Raw genomic sequence first — 18,219 nt, 5'->3', positions numbered from 1 at the left:
AAGCCTCGCAAAACGAGGCTTCCTGAGTGGCTTAATCGCAGGTCACGATCTTCATCGCCAGGCCGCCGCGAGAGGTTTCACGGTATTTGGCGTTCATATCTTTACCGGTTTCGTACATGGTTTCGATAACCTTATCGAGACAGACGCGCGGTTCGCTGGTGCGGCGCAGCGCCATGCGTGCCGCGTTCACCGCCTTCACGGAGGCAATCGCGTTACGCTCGATGCACGGTACCTGTACCTGCCCGGCAACGGGGTCGCAGGTCAGCCCCAGGTTATGCTCCATGCCGATTTCCGCCGCAATGCACACCTGCGTCGGGCTGGCACCCAACAGTTCGGCCAGACCCGCCGCCGCCATGGAGCAGGCCACGCCGACTTCGCCCTGACAGCCTACTTCCGCACCGGAAATCGACGCGTTCATCTTATACAGCGAACCAATCGCGCTGGCGACCAGCAGGTAGCGCGCCAGAGAGTTAGCGTTCACTTCACGGATAAACTTGTCGTAGTAGGCCAGCACCGCCGGAACGATACCGCAGGCACCGTTAGTCGGCGCGGTGACCACGCGGCCTCCGGCGGCGTTCTCTTCGTTCACCGCCAGGGCGAACATGTTGATCCAGTCTACGACGGCCATCGGGTCGGTAGTCGTTTTATCGGTGCTCACCAGCATACGGCGCAGCGCCGCCGCACGACGCGGGACGCGAAGCTTGCCCGGCAGAACGCCTTCGGTGGTGATCCCGCGCTCAATGCCGCCGCGCATCACTTCCCAGACGCTGGTGAAGTGCTGTTCAAGCTCTTCTTTGCTGTGGAGCGCCAGCTCGTTTTTCATCATCAGGCCGGAGAGGGAAAGGCCCGTCTCCTGGCAGTGACGCTGAAGATCCGCCGCCGTTTTGTACGGATACGGCACCTCGACAGACGAGGTGCTGGTTTGACCAAAGTGGTCTTCGTCGACGATAAAACCGCCGCCGATAGAGTAATACGTCTGGCTGTATACCGCTTTGTCGCCGGCCAGCGCGGTAATGCGCATGCCGTTTTCGTGCAGCGACAGGTTGTCCGCATGGAAATTCATGCAATGGTCAACCGGGAATTCCACTTCGTGTTCGCCGTTTGCCAGCAGCAGGCGTCCGTGGGTGTTCACATCCTGGATGAATCCAGGGATCGCATCAATATCAACGGTATCCGGCAGGTTTCCCGCCAGGCCCATGATAATGGCGATATCGGTATGGTGGCCTTTCCCGGTCAGAGAAAGGGAACCGTATACATCGACAACCACGCGGGTAACGTCGTGCAGGATGCCGCGTGCAATCAAGTCGTCCGTGAACTGCTTACCGGCTTTCATTGGTCCGACGGTGTGAGAGCTGGAAGGTCCAATACCGATTTTGAAGATATCGAATACGCTAATCATGATGCGTCCATTGCTTTCAGTCAGAGGGGAGGAGTGCGCCGTCCGGGGACGGCGCAGGAGGTATTAGCTGAACAGCGAGTAGAAAATAGCGGAGATGGCAATCAGGCCCATAATCACAACAAACGCGTTGCTGATATGGCCGCTGTATTTACGCATCGCAGGCACTTTCTGAATCGCGTACATCGGCATCAGGAACAGAATCATCGCGATGACCGGGCCGCCCAGGGTTTCAATCATGCCCAGGATGCTTGGGTTCAGCGTAGCGACCGCCCAGGTGGTGAGCAGCATGAACAGGGCAGTGATTTTGTTCAGCTTGTTGATTTCAATGCTCTTGCCTTTACCGCGCAGAGATTTAATCACCATACCGTTGAAGCCTTCGCGCGCGCCGAGGTAGTGGCCCAGGAAGGATTTGGTGATGGCGATAATCGCGATGATAGGCGCCATCCACGCAATGACAGGTGCGTTAAAGTGGTTCGCCAGGTAAGACAGAATAGAGATGTTCTGCTCTTTCGCTGCCGCCAGGTCCGCCGGGGAGAGGCTCAGCACGCAGCTGAAGACGAAGAACATCACGGTCAGCACCATCATGATGTGTGCGCGTGCCAGGATGCTGGAGCACTTCTTCTCTGCGCCATTACCGTACTCTTCACGTTTCGCCACGGCGAAAGAGGAGATGATTGGGGAGTGGTTGAAAGAGAACACCATCACCGGAATTGCCAGCCAGAGGGTCATCAGCAGGCCGTTACCGGTAGCCGATGCGCTGCTCAGGGAGAGGGTTTCCAGCGCTGCGCCGTTCCACTGTGGGATCAGGTAGCAGGCCAGCACCATCAGTGCAATCACGAACGGGAAGACCAGTACGCTCATCGCTTTCACAATCATCTGCTCACCGAAGCGCACGATGGTCATCATGCCCACAATCAGGATCAGAGACAGGATCGCACGTGGAGGCGGCGTCATCTGCAGCTGGTGCATCATGAAGCTTTCAACGGTGTTGGTGATCGCCACGCTGTAGACCAGCAGAATAGGGTAAATCGCGAAGAAGTAGAGCAGGGTGATCAGTTTACCCGCGCCAACGCCGAAATGCTCTTCAACCACTTCCGTGATGTCTTCGCCCGGGTTTTTACCGGACAGCACGAAGCGGGTCAGGCCGCGGTGTGCAAAGAAGGTCATCGGGAAAGCGATGATAGCCATAATGATCAGCGGGATCAGGCCGCCGACGCCTGCGTTGATAGGAAGAAACAGTACACCAGCGCCGATTGCCGTTCCGTAAAGGCCAAGCATCCACATGGTATCCGTTTTGCGCCAACCACTTCGGGATTCAATCGAAGCAACGGTGCTGGTTTGAGTGGTTTCCATCTATATCTCCTGGAGGAAGCGAATTGTCAGGTTTTTAGTCAAATCCGATGAAAAAGTGCCTGACGGTAATATGAAATTCGTTCAGTGACGGTTTTTTAATAATTTTTGCCCGTAACTATTGGCGGGCGGAAAGATACATTCTAGTTATGAATCTATCAGTGATCGCGATCTCAAATGCAATAATCCACTTATGATGTGGGCATCTTTAGACCATTTATCTGTTAAAAAAACATCAAAGAGAATTTACGGGCGCGAAGGCTACCACCAACGACATGTGTGCCGAAAGTCTGACCCGTGATATAGGTGTCTTTAGCTGTAAAAAAATGGGTTTTTAGGATTTTCTGGCGAGTAATTTGGATTAAGGCTGATAACTTACGGTTGTAAAAAAGAGGTAATCGTTTGCGTTTGTGGAGAGTTTGAAAAAGAGATAAGTAATGCCTATGAATTGCTTCGGTAAAAAAAAACCGGGACGCGTTACGGGGCGACCCGGTTTTGATGAGACGCTGCTAAGCGTTATGTGCAGATTTCATAGCAAGGAATGTAGGCGGAGCCCGGCAGCTTCATGCGGTGCTGAGCAACGAAGCCCTGCAGCATGTCGTCCATGCGGCGCATCATCTCCGGGTCGCCGTGGATCTTGTACGGACCATGCTGTTCAATGGCGCGGATGCCCATCTCTTTCACGTTGCCCGCCACAATCCCGGAGAAGGCGCGACGCAGATCGGCCGCGAGGACTTCTACCGGCTGGTCCGGGTAGAGCTTCAGGTTAGCCATATTCTCATGCGTTGGCTCAAACGGGATCTGCAGGTCCGGCGCGATGCGGATTGACCAGTTAAAGCTGTAGGCATCTCCGGTGTCACGGCGGTTCTCTTTCACCAGCGGCATCGCTTTTTTCATCTGGCGCGCCACTTCTGCGGCATCGTCAATGATGATGCGATAGTGACGACGCGCGGCTTCACCCAGGGTGTGTACGATAAACTCGTCCAGCACGCGGAAGTAGTCGGCGCTCTCTTTTGGCCCGGTCAGGATCAGCGGCAGAACCTGATCTTTGTTTGCCGGGTTCATCAGAATACCCAGCAGATAGAGCAGCTCTTCCGCGGTGCCCACGCCGCCCGGGAAGATGATAATGCCGTGGGCGATACGGACAAACGCCTCAAGGCGTTTCTCGATATCCGGCATGATGATCAGCTCGTTAACCAGCGGGTTAGGCGGCTCAGCGGCGATGATGGACGGCTCGGTCATGCCGATAAACCGCCCCTCTTTGTAACGCTGCTGCGCGTGTCCCACCGCCGCACCCTTCATCGGCGCTTCCATCGCCCCTGGACCGCAGCCGGTACAGATGTTCAGCTCGCGCAGGCCAAGCTGCGTTCCCACCCGGCGGGCATAGAGATATTCGGTTTCGTTAATGGAGTGGCCGCCCCAGCAGACGACCATGTTCGGCGCTTCGCCAACGTGCAGGGCACGGGCGTTACGCAAAATAGAGAATACCAGGTTGGTGATATGGACCGAGCTTTCCAGGTCGAGATGCTGGAAGCGGCCTGCGTTGTGGATCTGTCCGTTAACAAACAGGATGTCACGCAGCACGGCAAACAGGTTAGCCTGAAGTGAACGAATGATGCGCCCGTCGACAAAGGCCTCTTCCGGCGGGTTGATGACTTCAAGCTTCACGCCGCGCTCGCGGCGCAGCACGTTGATATCAAAGCTTTCGAAGCGGGACAGCAGTTCTTTACTGTTATCTGTCAGGCTTCCGGAGTTCAGAACGGCAAGTGAACAGTTACGAAACAGTTGATAAAGATCGCTGCTGGCCGTGCGCTTAAGCATGTCCACTTCTAGCTGCGACAACATATCCATTGAGCCAAGCGGGCTAATATGTGTAATCAAGTGAGCTCCTTACGGGACGATTATCGTCTTTCCCTGTTGATTACAATAGCCCTGCCGCGTGACGTTTCACAACCTAAAGCGCGGAAGATACCGCGCATATTGTGAAAATATTTATCTTACTGGCGCACCAGCCGTCCCGTTGCGGGCACAAAATCGGTATTGGTGCGCCACGGGTTAATGTCCAGCCCGCCGCGGCGGGTATAGCGTGCGTAAACGCTTAGCTTCTCTGGCTGGCAGAAACGCTGAATATCGCTAAAAATGCGCTCCACGCACTGCTCGTGGAATTCGTTGTGATGGCGGAACGACACCAGGTAGCGCAGCAATTTTTCCCGGTCAATTGTCGGGCCGCGGTACTGGATCTGCACCGAGCCCCAGTCCGGCTGGTGGGTGATCAGGCAGTTGGATTTCAGCAGATGGCTGACCAGCGTTTCTTCGACCACCTTTCCGCTCGCCGCGTTCTCGAGGTAGTCCGCGCTGAATTCATAATTCTCCACCTCGATATCCTGATCGTCGATGCAGGTCCCGTTGAAGTGGGCGACTGGCTGTCCTTCAAACTCGTTCAGGCGATACAGTGAAACGCCCACTTTTCCCTGCGCGCAGGCGCTTAAATCACGTTCCAGGGTGTGCTGAACATCGTCCCAGCTGTTGAATTTTGTCTGGTTAAAGCTGTTGAGATAGAGCTTAAAGCTTTTGGACTCGACGAGATTCACGCTGGCGTAGTCCAGCTCAACGTGGCCCACCGCCACCTGCGGCAGGCCGCGCGCGTTGAGCCACGAGAGTTCGTACAGCGTCCAGATATCGCCGCCGACAAACGGCAGCGCGTCCGCGTGCAGGCCCAAAGGATCGCGATTCAGACTGCGCGGCACGCCCTGCAGAAGGCTTGCATCGTAGGTATCGCGGTAATCGGTGGATTTACCGAGCGTTAAGCCGGTTAACGCCTGATGATTTTCGTAAGACATGTTTCATAGCCACTTTACAGGTACACTTATGCCCTGAGTTTATCCTGTCTGACAAGAAGAGAGAAATCGGTGGACATCGAAACGGCAAATGCCCTCACTACCTTCACGACCCGCTATTGCGATGCCTGGCATGAAAAGCAGGGTTCGTGGCCGCAAAGTGCTGATTTATATTGCGTACCCTCACCGTGCATTATCTCTTCGCTTGAGGATTACGTTACCTGGCAGCCAAAACCTTTCAGCGGCGAGCAAAATGTAAATGCGGTTGAACGGGCAATGGACATCGTGGTACAACCAGCGGTTCACGCGTTTTACACCACGCAGTTCGCAGGGGATATGCCCGCGCGCTTTGCTGATTTTACGCTGACGCTGTTGCAGACCTGGAGCGAAGACGATCTGCAGCGTGTTCAGGAAAACCTGATTGGTCATCTGGTCACGCAAAAACGCCTTAAGCTTTCTCCGACGCTCTTTATTGCCACGCTGGACAGTGAACTGGACGTTATCTCCGTCTGTAACCTGTCAGGTGAAGTGGTTAAAGAAACTATCGGCACCCGCAATCGCGAAACTCTCGCCCCCTCTCTTGCGGATTTCCTTACCCGACTTGAGCCACTTCTGTAATCCATGATGCTATAGCGCGTGTGAGAGATCTCTTACAAGGTTTGTGAGAGATCGCTGGAACATTCAGTATTACCTCAATGACTTCAGATTAATATCACTCTATTTTTCAACGTATTACTCGTTTATCGTACTGTATATAGGGATATCTCACATCTTATAACTCTGACAGGGTGGGTTGTAAGACGAGGCGGAATAGCGGATTCTATCTCCGTCGACAGGACGCCGACACGAGAAACGAACATCAGGATGATGGCGTTTCTTACTCAGGACACGTCAGGATGGCGCTGCAGGAAGGCTTCAGGATGAAGCAAAGTGGATAACGCAGGATGCGTAAGGGACACCTCCAGGAAGGAGAACGAGAGCCGGTCAGGATGGTCGGTGGGTCAGGAAGGCCAGGACGTTTCAGGATGAAACAAACACGTCAGGACGATGTGTGCAGGATGAATCGGTTTACGGATGACCAGGCCTTCGGGCTTCAGGAAAAGTTGTCACGGATGAGCAGGGAGCACGAATTGTAGCTGGAATGCTGCGAAACGAACCGGGAGCACTGTTTTTACAGTGCTCCCTTTTTTTATTTCTGCCTTCCGCAATGCTATGCTGCGCGCCGTTCATTTTTTCAGTTGAGGTTACTATGACGCAACACGATAGCGTTCGTGCGCAGTTGCACGCCATCGAAGCCCTTTTGCGCCAACATCAGCTGTGGCAGGAGACCGCGCCGCAGCCAGAGGCGTTCGCGAGCACCCAGCCCTTCTGCCTGGATACGCTGGCCCCGTTTGAGTGGCTGCAGTGGGTGTTAATTCCGCGCATGCACGCCCTGCTTGAGGGCGGTCACCCGCTGCCGCAGGCCTTTGCCGTCTCTCCCTATTATGAAATGGCGCTTGAAGCGACGCACCCCGCGCGCGACGTGATGCTGGTCGAACTGGAAAAACTGGATGCCCTGTTTGCCGGTGATGATGCATGACGCTTGAGATCCTCTATCAGGACGAGTGGCTGGTGGCGGTAAACAAACCGTCAGGCTGGCTGGTACACCGCAGCTGGCTGGATCGCGACGAGAAAGTGGTGGTGATGCAGACCGTGCGCGACCAGATTGGTCAGCACGTTTTTACCGCCCACCGTCTCGACAGGCCGACTTCCGGCGTGCTGCTGATGGGGCTTTCCAGCGAGGCGGGCCGTCTGCTGTCGCAGCAGTTTGAACAGCATCAGATGCAAAAGCGCTACCACGCGATCGTGCGCGGCTGGCTGACGGAAGCCGCCACGCTCGACTATCCGCTGGTGGAGGAGCTGGACAAAATCGCCGATAAATTTGCCCGCGATGACAAAGGCCCTCAGCCTGCGGTGACGGATTATCGCGGCATGGCCACCACGGAAATGCCGGTGGCAACCAGCAAATTTCCCACCACGCGCTACAGTCTGGTTGAGCTATTGCCCAAAACCGGGCGTAAGCACCAGCTGCGACGCCATCTTGCGCACCTGCGCCATCCGATTATTGGCGACAGCAAGCACGGCGATCTGCGCCAGAACCGCAGCGCGGCCGAACACTTTGGCTGCCATCGTCTGATGCTGCACGCCAGCGAGCTGAGCCTGACGCACCCGTTTACCGGCGAGCAGCTGACTATCCGTGCGGGGCTGGACGACGTCTGGATGCAGGCGCTGTCACAGTTTGGCTGGCTGGGACAACTCCCCGAAAATGAAAGGGTTGAGTTTGTCTCGGGCAACGTTCAGGATGAACGGTAAACGCATTCATTATGGGAAAATAGCATGGCTGAAGTAGGCATTTTTGTCGGCACTATGTACGGCAACTCGCTGCTGGTAGCGGAAGAGGCTGAGGCAATACTCGCCCGCGAGGGCCATAAGGCCACGGTCTATGAAGACCCGGAGCTGGCGGACTGGGAAAAGTATAAAGATAAATACATTCTGGTGGTGACCTCAACCACCGGTCAGGGCGATCTGCCGGACAGCATCGTGCCGCTGTTCCAGGGCATAAAAGACCAGCTTGGCTATCAGCCTGACGTGCATTACGGCATCATTGCCCTGGGCGACAGTTCTTACGCCAACTTCTGCGGCGGCGGCAAGCAGTTCGATGCGCTCCTGCAGGAGCAGAGCGCCCAGCGCGTCGGCGAAATGCTGCTGATTGATGCCGGCGAGCATCCGGAGCCGGAAAGCGAATCAAACCCGTGGGTCGAACACTGGGCAACGCTGCTTAAATAACCCTGCGCGATACCAATGGTAGGCCGGGTCAGGCGTAGCCGCCACCCGGCATTACACCCCGCACCAAACGCCATTTCCGTGAACCACCTTCCACTCCTCTGGGCTTATGCCCTAAACAACCTCCCTCACACCCTTTAATACTGTGTTTCTGCACGGTGAGAGAACCTGTCACTCCTTCATATACTTTTCCGGTCACGATAAAACGGCCTTACGCCGTACCAAAACGACAAAAACTAATCTCATTCTGATTACCCTACCGGTGCTGTACAGAATGAACCAGGCGAAAGCTATGTTTCAGGAGTGCAACAATGAGTACATTAAGCCACGCAGCGAGCAGCGCCGAAAAGCGCACCAACGCCCGCTACTGGATAGTGGTGATGCTGTTTATCGTCACGTCCTTTAACTATGGTGACCGCGCTACGCTGTCGATTGCCGGTTCGGAAATGGCAAAAGATATCGGCCTTGACCCCGTGGGCATGGGTTACGTTTTCTCCGCATTCTCATGGGCCTACGTCATCGGGCAAATTCCGGGCGGCTGGCTGCTGGACCGTTTTGGCTCTAAACGCGTCTATTTCTGGTCCATCTTTATCTGGTCCGCGTTTACCCTCCTGCAGGGTTTCGTCGATATCTTCAGCGGCTTCGGCATTATCGTGGCGCTCTTCACGCTGCGCTTCCTGGTGGGGCTAGCGGAAGCGCCGTCCTTCCCGGGCAACAGCCGCATCGTGGCGGCATGGTTCCCGGCGCAGGAGAGGGGAACGGCGGTGGCGATTTTCAACTCCGCGCAGTACTTCGCAACGGTCATCTTCGCGCCCATCATGGGCTGGCTGACGCATGAGGTGGGCTGGTCGCACGTCTTCTTCTTCATGGGCGGGCTGGGGATCGTCATCAGCTTCGTCTGGCTGAAAGTGATCCACGAACCCAACCAGCACCCTGGCGTGAACAAAAAAGAGCTGGAGTACATTGCGGAAGGCGGCGCGCTGATCAATATGGATCAGAAATCTACGGCGGCAAAAGTCCCGTTCAGCCAGAAATGGGCGCAGATCAGGCAGCTCGTCGGCTCGCGCATGATGATCGGGATCTATCTGGGCCAGTACTGCATCAACGCCTTAACCTACTTTTTCATCACCTGGTTCCCGGTCTATCTGGTGCAGGCTCGCGGCATGTCGATTCTGAAAGCGGGATTTGTCGCGTCGGTCCCGGCCATCTGCGGCTTCGTTGGCGGCGTGCTCGGCGGGGTGATTTCCGACTGGCTGATGCGCCGCACGGGCTCGCTGAACATCGCGCGTAAAACGCCGATTGTGCTCGGCATGCTGCTCTCCATGACCATGGTGTTCTGTAACTACGTCAATGCCGAATGGATGATCATCGGCTTTATGGCGATGGCCTTCTTCGGCAAAGGCATTGGCGCGCTGGGCTGGGCAGTGATGGCGGATACGGCGCCGAAAGAGATCAGCGGCCTGAGCGGCGGTCTGTTCAACATGTTCGGCAACATCTCCGGGATTGTGACGCCCATCGCTATTGGCTACATCGTCGGCACGACCGGATCGTTCAACGGCGCGCTGATCTACGTGGGGGTACATGCGCTGGTGGCGGTACTGAGTTACCTGGTGCTGGTGGGAGATATCAAGCGCGTCGAGCTTAAACCCGTTGCGGAGCGTGGATGATGACAACGCAATCAAGCCCAACCGTCACCGAGATGCAGGTCATCCCGGTCGCCGGGCAGGACAGCATGCTGCTCAATATTGGCGGTGCGCATAACGCCTGGTTTACCCGCAATATCGTCGTGCTGAAAGACAGCGCAGGGCATACCGGCGTGGGCGAAGCCCCTGGCGGAGAGGTGATTTACCAGACGCTGGTCGACGCCATTCCGCAGGTGGTGGGCCAGGAGATCGCCCGTCTGAACAAGGTGGTTCAGCGGGTGCACAAGGGTAATCAGTCGGCAGACTTTGATACCTTCGGTAAAGGCGCCTGGACGTTCGAACTGCGCGTCAACGCGGTGGCCGCGCTGGAGGCCGCCCTGCTCGATTTACTGGGTAAGGCGCTCCGTGTTCCGGTGTGCGAGCTGCTGGGCCCCGGCAAACAGCGCGATGCGGTCACCGTGCTGGGCTATCTGTTCTATGTGGGCGATCGCAATAAAACCGATCTCCCGTATCTGGCGAGAACCACGGGCGACCACGACTGGTATCACCTGCGCCACCAGGAAGCGCTCTCCCGCGACGCGGTGGTGCGCCTGGCCGAGGCGGCGCAGGATCGCTACGGCTTTAAGGATTTCAAGCTGAAGGGCGGCGTGCTGCCCGGCGAGCAGGAGATTGAAACCGCCAGGGCGCTGAAAAAACGCTTTCCGGATGCGCGAATCACCGTTGACCCTAACGGTGCCTGGCTGCTGGATGAAGCCATAAGCCTGTGCAAAGGTCTGGGAGACGTGCTGACCTACGCAGAAGACCCCTGCGGCGCGGAGCAGGGCTTCTCGGGCCGTGAAGTCATGGCGGAGTTCCGTCGCGCCACCGGGCTACCGGTCGCGACCAATATGATCGCCACCAACTGGCGTGAAATGGGTCACGCGGTCATGCTAAACGCCGTCGATATTCCGCTGGCGGACCCGCACTTCTGGACGCTCTCGGGCGCGGTGCGCGTCGCGCAGCTGTGCGATGACTGGGGGCTGACGTGGGGCTGCCACTCGAACAACCACTTTGATATTTCGCTGGCGATGTTTACCCACGTTGGCGCGGCGGCTCCGGGTAACCCGACCGCTATCGACACCCACTGGATTTGGCAGGAGGGCGAAGCCCGCCTGACGAAAAGCCCGCTGGAAATCAAAAATGGCAAGATTGCCGTACCGGATGCGCCGGGTCTGGGCGTGGAGATTGACTGGGATCAGATCCATAAAGCCCATGAGGCGTATAAAAAACTACCGGGCGGCGCGCGTAATGACGCGGGCCCGATGCAGTACCTGATTCCCGGCTGGACATTTGACCGTAAGCGCCCTGTTTTTGGACGTCACTGATAAAAGGATTACACGATGAGTACTTTTACTACCCCTGTCGTCACTTCCATGCAGATCGTTCCGGTCGCAGGCCATGACAGCATGTTGATGAACCTGAGCGGCGCACACGCGCCATTCTTTACCCGCAACATTGTCATTATCAAAGACAACTCCGGCCATACGGGGGTGGGCGAAATTCCGGGCGGGGAGAAGATCCGCAAGACGCTGGAAGATGCCATTCCGCTGGTGGTGGGCAAAACGCTGGGTGAGTACAAAAATGTTCTCAACGCCGTGCGCAACACCTTTGCCGATCGCGATGCTGGCGGTCGTGGCCTGCAGACCTTCGACCTGCGCACCACCATCCACGTGGTGACCGGGATTGAATCCGCGATGCTGGATCTGCTGGGTCAGCATCTGGGCGTTAACGTTGCCTCGCTGCTGGGAGAAGGTCAGCAGCGTAGCGAAGTGGAAATGCTGGGCTATCTGTTCTTTGTCGGCGACCGCAGGCTGACGCCGCTTCCGTATCAGAGCCAGCCGGATGAACAATGCGACTGGTATCGGCTCCGCCACGACGCGGCGATGACCCCGGATGCGGTGGTGCGCCTGGCCGAGGCCGCTTACGAAAAATATGGCTTTAATGATTTCAAACTGAAGGGCGGCGTGCTGGCCGGTGAGGAAGAGGCACAAGCCGTCACCGCGCTGGCAAAACGATTCCCGCAGGCGCGCGTGACGCTGGATCCGAACGGCGCATGGTCGCTTGATGAAGCGATCAAAATAGGTAAACAGCTGAAAGGCGTGCTGGCGTATGCGGAAGATCCCTGCGGGGCTGAACAAGGCTTCTCCGGACGCGAAGTGATGGCGGAATTCCGTCGCGCGACGGGGCTGCCGACCGCGACCAATATGATTGCTACCGACTGGCGTCAGATGGGACACACCCTGTCATTACAGTCTGTCGACATTCCGCTGGCGGACCCGCACTTCTGGACGATGCAGGGGTCGGTGCGCGTGGCGCAGATGTGCCATGAGTTTGGCCTGACCTGGGGCTCGCACTCTAACAACCATTTCGATATCTCGCTGGCAATGTTCACGCACGTTGCCGCCGCCGCACCGGGCACCATTACCGCTATCGACACGCACTGGATCTGGCAGGAAGGTAATCAGCGTCTGACCAGGCAGCCGTTTGAGATCAAAGGGGGCATGGTGCAGGTGCCATCTACCCCGGGACTCGGCGTTGAACTGGACATGGACCAGGTCATGAAGGCTCATGAGCTGTATCAGAAACACGGTCTGGGCGCGCGCGACGACGCAATGGCGATGCAGTATCTGATCCCTGACTGGACATTCGACAATAAACGCCCGTGCATGGTACGATAAACGCATTGGGACCGCTCCCATGAGTGGTCTTTTACGTGGTGTATGCTTAACGTAACAACTATGCGTAAGGATGGCTTATGAAAATTGTTATCGCACCGGACTCGTATAAGGAAAGTTTGAGTGCGCTTGAGGTTGCGACAGCGATAGAACGTGGTTTTCGCGAGATCTTTCCCGAGGCGGTTTACGTCAAGCTGCCGGTTGCGGACGGTGGCGAAGGGACGGTTGAAGCGATGATCGCGGCCACGCAGGGACGCATTGTGCAGGTTCCGGTGACCGGCCCGCTGGGCGAGCGCGTGGAAGGCTTTTATGGCTTATCCGGCGACGAGCAGAGCGCCTTTATTGAAATGGCGGCGGCAAGCGGCCTGGAGCTGGTCGTCCCGTCGCAGCGTAATCCCCTGAAGACCACCTCCTGGGGAACGGGCGAACTGATTCGTCACGCGCTTGATGCGGGCGTTAAGCATATCATCATTGGCATCGGCGGCAGCGCAACCAATGACGGTGGCGCAGGGATGGTACAGGCGCTGGGAGCGAAGCTACTCGACGCCAGCGAGCAGCCGCTGGGGCAGGGCGGAGGCGAGTTGGGAAAACTCGCGCGTATCGACCTGAGCGGGCTGGACGGACGTCTGGCGGAGTGCCGGATAGAGGTCGCCTGCGATGTGACCAACCCGCTCACCGGCAAGGATGGCGCGTCAGCCGTGTTTGGTCCGCAAAAGGGGGCCACTCCTGAGATGATCGTCACTCTGGACAACGCGCTTGCTCATTATGCTCGGATCATTGCCCGGGATCTGGATATGGATGTGCTAAACCTTGCTGGCGGCGGTGCGGCGGGGGGCATGGGCGCGGCGCTGTACGCCTTCTGCGGCGCGCAGTTGCGCCAGGGCATTGAGATTGTGACCGATGCACTACACCTGGCCGACCAGGTGGCCGATGCGGATCTGGTTATCACCGGCGAAGGCCGCATCGACAGCCAGACGATCCACGGCAAAGTGCCGGTAGGCGTGGCGAAAGTGGCGAAGCGCTTTAACAAACCCGTCATCGGCATTGCAGGAAGCCTGACGGCGGACGTTGGCGTCGTGCACGATCGCGGCATTGATGCGGTGTTTAGCGTGATCTATACCATCTGCTCGCTGGAAGATGCGCTGGAAAATGCCAGCGAGAACGTCAGGATGGCCGCCAGAAATATCGCGGCGGTGCTGAAAGTGGGGCAGGGGATGTAGTTCTCCCTCACCCGTGGGAGAGGGGCGGGGTGAAGGCATCAGGCCGCACCCGCAACCGTAGGCCCGGTAAGGCGAAGCCGCCACCGGGCTTTTTATCTCAGTTTCCCAACACCTTCATCGCTTCCCGCGTGACGTTATCCATTTCATCCAGCAGCTCCAGAAACTCCGGCTCAAGCTCCGATTCCGGCGTACCGGCGCGCAGCTGCTGCTCCAGCAGCTGGCAGAGGTTTTTCAGCCGCGGTACGCCGCTGTACCCGCAGCTGCCGTGCAGCTTGTGGATGGCCTCCAGCAGCGCTTCCGGGTTTTCACCCACCAGCTGCTCTTCCACCTTATTACGAATTTCCGGCAGAAACGCGACCAGCATTTGCAGCATGTCCCGTGCCAAATCGGGTTTACCGGCCGCCTGGCGCAGGGCAAGCTGCCAGTCAAAGGTGGCGTTCTGGTTAACGCTGATTTCAACCGGCTCGCTGGACACCGTGTACGTGCCGCCAATATGGCCCGGCTTGTAGCGCAACAGCAGGTTATGCAGTTTCTCTTCATCAATGGGCTTCGCCAGATAGTCATTCATTCCGGCGCTTAGCAGCTTCTCTTTCTGACCGGCCATCGCATGGGCGGTTACCGCAATGACCGGGGTTTGCTGCTGATGCGGCAGCTGGTGGATCAGCTCGCAGGCCCGAATGCCATCCATGCCCGGCATCTGAATATCCATCAGGATTAAATCGAACTGCATCTGCTTAGCCTGTTCAACCGCCTGCGCGCCGCTGGTGCACAGCTCCACATGCTGAACCTGGTCTTCCAGCAATACGCCAATCAGCTTCAGGTTGGCCGGATTATCATCCACCGCCATCACACTCATCGGCAGCTTTTGCTCATCGTTAATCAGCGGGAGAGCATGCTGGCTAAGACGGCAATATTCCGTGAGGGCGGGCAGCAGGCGGGTCGCGGTGAGCGGTTTCAGCAGACACGCGGCGGCCCCGTCGTTTTTTAACTCTTCAGCATTGAGCTGAGCATGGCAGGGCAGCGCCAGCAGCAGATAGTCCGTCATCGACGCGGCTTTCGCCAGCCGCTCCTGCTGCATGGTCAGTTCGCCGGTAAAGGTGACCGGAATACCCATCAGCAAAATGTCGTAGTGCTCAACGGCAAGGGCTGAGAAGGTCGGGCTGTAGACCACCTCCAGCGGCGTGGTGCTCAGAATATCGAGCGTACACTGCGCGGCCGCCGCGTTCGGTTCGACGTAGGCCAGACGCTTGCCCTTCAGGCAGTCCGTCACCGGGCCATCGGTCAGAACGTTAGGATTGAGATCCAGGTTAATGTGGAACCAGAAGGTAGAACCGCGGTTCGGCTGGCTGTGGAAAGAGATATCCCCGCCCATCTCGTTCACCAGGCGCTGCGTGATCACCAGCCCCAGGCCGGTACCGCCGTGACGGCGGGAGATGCTGGCGTCCGCCTGGCGGAACGCCTGGAACAGACGCGACTGATCCCGCTCCGGAATGCCGATGCCGGTATCGCGGATCTGAACTTCAATCTGGACCTTATTGCTGCTGATCGAGCGTTTCTCTACCAGGACGTCGATATTACCGCTTTCGGTAAATTTAATGGCGTTCCCGACAAGGTTGGTGATGACCTGCTGCAGGCGCAGCGGATCGCCAATGACGTTATCCGGCACGTCGTTCTTAATGTTGAGCGTCAGCTCAAGGCCCTTGTCGTGCGACGAGTGCGCGAGCAGGGTTACGACCTCATCCAGCGTGCTGCGCAGCGGGAAGGGAATGCTTTCCAGGATCAGCTTGCCCGCCTCCAGCTTGGAGAAGTCCAGCACGTCGTTGATGATCGCCAGCAGGTTGTTAGCCGAGCGTTCAATAGTGTGCAGGTGATCGCGCTGAGTGGGGTTAAGCTCGCTTTTCAGGGTCAGGCGGGTAAAGCCGATCACGCCATTGAGCGGCGTGCGCAGCTCGTGCGACATATTGGCCAGGAATTCCGACTTAATACGCGCCGCTTCCTGGGCGCGCTTTTTCGCCAGATCCAGCTCAACGTTCTGGATCTCCATCTGCTCCAGCGTTTCGCGCAGGTCGGACGTCGCCTGGTCAACGTTGTGCTGCATCTCTTCGTGATACGCCGCCAGCGACATTGCCATCGAGTTAATGCCGTTCTTCAGCATATCCAGCTCGCCCAGCATAAAGCCTTCGACCCGGCTGTCGAGCTGCCCCCGTCGGATGCGGTCAACCGTGTTGACCATGTTGCGGATGGGGCCCGTCACGTCACGCATCAGGCGCCAGCCGAAGATCAGCGCAATGCCAATGCAGAACAGCATCATCACGCCGGAGATAAAAATTTCTTTGTACTGCTGAAGCCGGACCGACTTGAGATCCAGCTCCAGAGCCACGTATCCCAGCATGTTGTTGCTGGATTTGGCGTCAGATTGTGCAGATTCGTCGGGAGAATAGCTCTCCGACACGATCGGCGTGCGCAGGATCATGAGATCGCCGCGCCGCAGTACGGTGAGGTGGCGCGGGAAGGGCGTACCGTCGGGGATCTTCAGGGCCGCCGGATCGAGATGAAAATTCGAGGTAACAAACAGGCGGTTATGTTCGTCGTAAACGGAGATGGCGCGCACGATGTCCGAATGCCGCCGGTGAAGCACGCTGATTAACTGACCAATAGATTCGCGGTTTTGCAGGTTCATGCCGTACTCGCTGGAGACGGCGAGCGGTTCAATAATGCTGGCGCCTGCATCTTCCAGCTGTCGCTGCAAATCGTTATAGCGGTGCACCACAAAGAAGATACTCAGCAGCAAACCGATGAGAACGGTGGGGGCGAGGATCAAAATCATCATGCGCGCGCGCAGGCTGTAGTTGGTCATGGCGTTCCGTTATGGGACAATTAGGCTAATTATGTTTATATGAGAAAAATCTCGGCGATGGCGCAATTCTACTCTGCAAAGCGACGCGTGACGACGCGTCAAATCATAACCGTTGAAGCCACGGACCTGGATCCGTTTGGTCAGGGGGTGGCGCGTCACAACGGTAAGGCTCTGTTTATAACAGGTTTGCTGCCAGCAGAACGAGCAGAAATTACGCTGACGGACGATAAACGCCAGTTCGCGCGCGGGCAGGTTAAGCGTCGCCTCAACGATAGCCCGGAGCGCGTGGCGCCTCGCTGCCCGCATTTTGGCGTTTGCGGGGGCTGCCAGCAACAGCATGCGAGCACAGAATTACAGCAAAAAAGCAAAAGCAGCGCCCTGGCGCGGCTGCTTAAGCATGACGTTAACGAAATTGTCGCCGATGAGCCCTGGGGCTATCGCCGCCGCGCGCGCCTGAGCCTCAGCTATCAGCCCAAAACGGCGCGGCTGGAGATGGGTTTTCGCAAGGCCGGTTCAAGCGATATCGTCGATGTGAAGCAGTGCCCCATTTTGGTGCCCCAACTTGAGGCGTTGCTTCCTGACGTGCGCTCCTGCCTCTCCGGGCTGGACGGCGTTCGCCACCTCGGACATGTCGAACTGGTCATGGCCAACAATGGTCCGCTGATGGTCCTGCGCCATACCGCGCCGCTGTCGAAAAAAGATCGCGAAAAACTGGAACGCTTTTCGCATTCCCACGACCTGGCGCTTTTCCTCGCGCCACAAAGCGAGATACTTGAACAGGTTACCGGTGAGGCGCCCTGGTATGCGTCAAACGGGCTACGCTTAACGTTCAGCCCGCGGGATTTCATTCAGGTGAATGATGGCGTTAACCAGCAGATGGTCGCGAAAGCGATGGCATGGCTGGACGTTCAGCAAAGCGATCGGGTGCTGGATCTGTTCTGCGGAATGGGCAACTTCACGCTGCCGCTGGCGCGAGAAGCGGCCAGCGTCGTCGGCGTGGAAGGCGTTGAGGCGCTGGTAGCGAAAGGGCAGGAGAACGCGCGGCAGAACGGCTTGCAAAATGTGACATTCTTTCATCAAAATCTTGAGGAAGATGTCACTCAACAGCCGTGGGCACAGCAGGGTTTCGACAAAATCCTGCTCGACCCGGCGCGTGCCGGCGCGCCGGGCGTGATGGCACATATTATTAAACTCGCGCCGAAGCGCGTGGTCTATGTTTCCTGTAACCCGGCGACGCTTGCCCGTGACAGCGAGGCATTACTCAGCGCGGGTTACCAGATTCAGCGTCTGGCAATGCTGGACATGTTCCCGCACACTGGGCATCTGGAATCAATGGTGTTGTTCGAGCACATCTAATTTGTTTGGCTTGTCGACTT

14 protein-coding genes are annotated in these 18,219 nt (G+C 57.3%); 9 read left to right on the top strand and 5 right to left on the bottom strand.

Annotated elements, in window-relative coordinates:
• Nucleotides 1–31 precede the first annotated feature (31 nt).
• The 4 genes from FY206_RS19705 to queF form a co-directional block, all read right to left on the bottom strand.
• Nucleotides 32–1,399 carry an L-serine ammonia-lyase gene (locus FY206_RS19705; RefSeq protein WP_032643150.1) on the bottom strand — a complete coding sequence of 456 codons (1,368 nt, stop codon included), beginning with the start codon at nucleotides 1,397–1,399 and terminating at the stop codon, nucleotides 32–34.
• 63 nt (nucleotides 1,400–1,462) lie between these two features.
• Nucleotides 1,463–2,752 (bottom strand): HAAAP family serine/threonine permease, encoded by a 1,290-nt coding sequence (locus FY206_RS19700; RefSeq protein ID WP_032643148.1) that lies wholly within the window; start codon nucleotides 2,750–2,752, stop codon nucleotides 1,463–1,465.
• A gap of 513 nt (nucleotides 2,753–3,265) precedes the next feature.
• On the bottom strand, nucleotides 3,266–4,630 hold the full coding sequence (gene ppnN, locus FY206_RS19695) for a nucleotide 5'-monophosphate nucleosidase PpnN (protein ID WP_032643146.1): 1,365 nt from the start codon (nucleotides 4,628–4,630) through the stop codon (nucleotides 3,266–3,268).
• Nucleotides 4,631–4,746: 116 nt separating this feature from the next.
• Complete coding sequence (gene queF / locus FY206_RS19690) at nucleotides 4,747–5,589, bottom strand: NADPH-dependent 7-cyano-7-deazaguanine reductase QueF (protein WP_032643145.1); 843 nt, start codon at nucleotides 5,587–5,589, stop codon at nucleotides 4,747–4,749.
• Between the two features lie 69 nt (nucleotides 5,590–5,658).
• On the opposite strand from queF, the gene syd reads away from it, so the two are divergent.
• The 8 genes from syd (at nucleotide 5,659) to FY206_RS19645 (ending at nucleotide 13,986) form a co-directional block, all read left to right on the top strand.
• On the top strand, nucleotides 5,659–6,204 hold the full coding sequence (gene syd / locus FY206_RS19685) for a SecY-interacting protein (RefSeq protein WP_077064198.1): 546 nt from the start codon (nucleotides 5,659–5,661) through the stop codon (nucleotides 6,202–6,204).
• A 631-nt stretch (nucleotides 6,205–6,835) separates the two neighbouring features.
• On the top strand, nucleotides 6,836–7,165 hold the full coding sequence (locus tag FY206_RS19680) for a YqcC family protein (protein WP_032643141.1): 330 nt from the start codon (nucleotides 6,836–6,838) through the stop codon (nucleotides 7,163–7,165).
• Nucleotides 7,162–7,938, top strand: a complete 777-nt coding sequence (truC, locus tag FY206_RS19675; RefSeq protein ID WP_032643139.1) for a tRNA pseudouridine(65) synthase TruC — start codon at nucleotides 7,162–7,164, stop codon at nucleotides 7,936–7,938. The genes FY206_RS19680 and truC overlap by 4 nt, the downstream gene beginning before the upstream one ends.
• Before the next feature lie 24 nt (nucleotides 7,939–7,962).
• Nucleotides 7,963–8,412, top strand: a complete 450-nt coding sequence (locus FY206_RS19670; protein ID WP_032643137.1) for a flavodoxin — start codon at nucleotides 7,963–7,965, stop codon at nucleotides 8,410–8,412.
• A gap of 308 nt (nucleotides 8,413–8,720) precedes the next feature.
• A complete protein-coding gene (gudP, locus tag FY206_RS19660; protein WP_032643134.1) occupies nucleotides 8,721–10,076 on the top strand; it encodes a galactarate/glucarate/glycerate transporter GudP in 1,356 nt (451 codons plus the stop codon).
• Nucleotides 10,076–11,416, top strand: coding sequence for an enolase C-terminal domain-like protein (locus tag FY206_RS19655; protein WP_032643673.1), 1,341 nt, complete (start codon nucleotides 10,076–10,078; stop codon nucleotides 11,414–11,416). Before gudP ends, FY206_RS19655 begins: the two co-directional genes overlap by 1 nt.
• 15 nt (nucleotides 11,417–11,431) lie before the next feature.
• Nucleotides 11,432–12,769 carry a glucarate dehydratase gene (gene gudD, locus FY206_RS19650; RefSeq protein WP_032643133.1) on the top strand — a complete coding sequence of 446 codons (1,338 nt, stop codon included), beginning with the start codon at nucleotides 11,432–11,434 and terminating at the stop codon, nucleotides 12,767–12,769.
• 77 nt (nucleotides 12,770–12,846) lie between these two features.
• Nucleotides 12,847–13,986: a glycerate kinase gene (locus tag FY206_RS19645; protein WP_032643131.1), complete on the top strand. Its 1,140-nt coding sequence runs from the start codon at nucleotides 12,847–12,849 to the stop codon at nucleotides 13,984–13,986.
• 97 nt (nucleotides 13,987–14,083) lie between these two features.
• Here FY206_RS19645 and barA read toward each other — a convergent pair whose 3' ends face one another.
• Entirely contained in the window at nucleotides 14,084–16,843 is a 2,760-nt protein-coding gene (gene barA / locus FY206_RS19640) for a two-component sensor histidine kinase BarA (RefSeq protein ID WP_032643128.1), read from the bottom strand.
• A 57-nt stretch (nucleotides 16,844–16,900) separates the two neighbouring features.
• Here barA and rlmD point away from each other — a divergent pair, with 57 nt between their 5' ends.
• On the top strand, nucleotides 16,901–18,199 hold the full coding sequence (gene rlmD, locus FY206_RS19635; protein WP_032643671.1) for a 23S rRNA (uracil(1939)-C(5))-methyltransferase RlmD: 1,299 nt from the start codon (nucleotides 16,901–16,903) through the stop codon (nucleotides 18,197–18,199).
• Nucleotides 18,200–18,219 lie beyond the last annotated feature (20 nt).

Origin of the sequence: Enterobacter chengduensis (genome assembly GCF_001984825.2) — a bacterium.
GTDB lineage: Bacteria > Pseudomonadota > Gammaproteobacteria > Enterobacterales > Enterobacteriaceae > Enterobacter > Enterobacter chengduensis.
Note: the sequence above shows the minus strand (reverse complement) of the source record. Positions and strands in the feature narration are given on the sequence as shown.

What these genes read in the sequence shown, in the direction of transcription:
- rlmD (WP_032643671.1), top strand. Translation starts at nt 16,901, where the DNA reads ATGGCGCAATTCTACTCTGCAAAGCGACGCGTGACGACGCGTCAAATC.
- gudP (WP_032643134.1), top strand. Translation starts at nt 8,721, where the DNA reads ATGAGTACATTAAGCCACGCAGCGAGCAGCGCCGAAAAGCGCACCAAC.
- truC (WP_032643139.1), top strand. Translation starts at nt 7,162, where the DNA reads ATGACGCTTGAGATCCTCTATCAGGACGAGTGGCTGGTGGCGGTAAAC.
- queF (WP_032643145.1), bottom strand. Translation starts at nt 5,589, where the DNA reads ATGTCTTACGAAAATCATCAGGCGTTAACCGGCTTAACGCTCGGTAAA.
- FY206_RS19680 (WP_032643141.1), top strand. Translation starts at nt 6,836, where the DNA reads ATGACGCAACACGATAGCGTTCGTGCGCAGTTGCACGCCATCGAAGCC.
- FY206_RS19670 (WP_032643137.1), top strand. Translation starts at nt 7,963, where the DNA reads ATGGCTGAAGTAGGCATTTTTGTCGGCACTATGTACGGCAACTCGCTG.
- gudD (WP_032643133.1), top strand. Translation starts at nt 11,432, where the DNA reads ATGAGTACTTTTACTACCCCTGTCGTCACTTCCATGCAGATCGTTCCG.
- barA (WP_032643128.1), bottom strand. Translation starts at nt 16,843, where the DNA reads ATGACCAACTACAGCCTGCGCGCGCGCATGATGATTTTGATCCTCGCC.
- FY206_RS19700 (WP_032643148.1), bottom strand. Translation starts at nt 2,752, where the DNA reads ATGGAAACCACTCAAACCAGCACCGTTGCTTCGATTGAATCCCGAAGT.
- FY206_RS19705 (WP_032643150.1), bottom strand. Translation starts at nt 1,399, where the DNA reads ATGATTAGCGTATTCGATATCTTCAAAATCGGTATTGGACCTTCCAGC.
- FY206_RS19645 (WP_032643131.1), top strand. Translation starts at nt 12,847, where the DNA reads ATGAAAATTGTTATCGCACCGGACTCGTATAAGGAAAGTTTGAGTGCG.
- FY206_RS19655 (WP_032643673.1), top strand. Translation starts at nt 10,076, where the DNA reads ATGACAACGCAATCAAGCCCAACCGTCACCGAGATGCAGGTCATCCCG.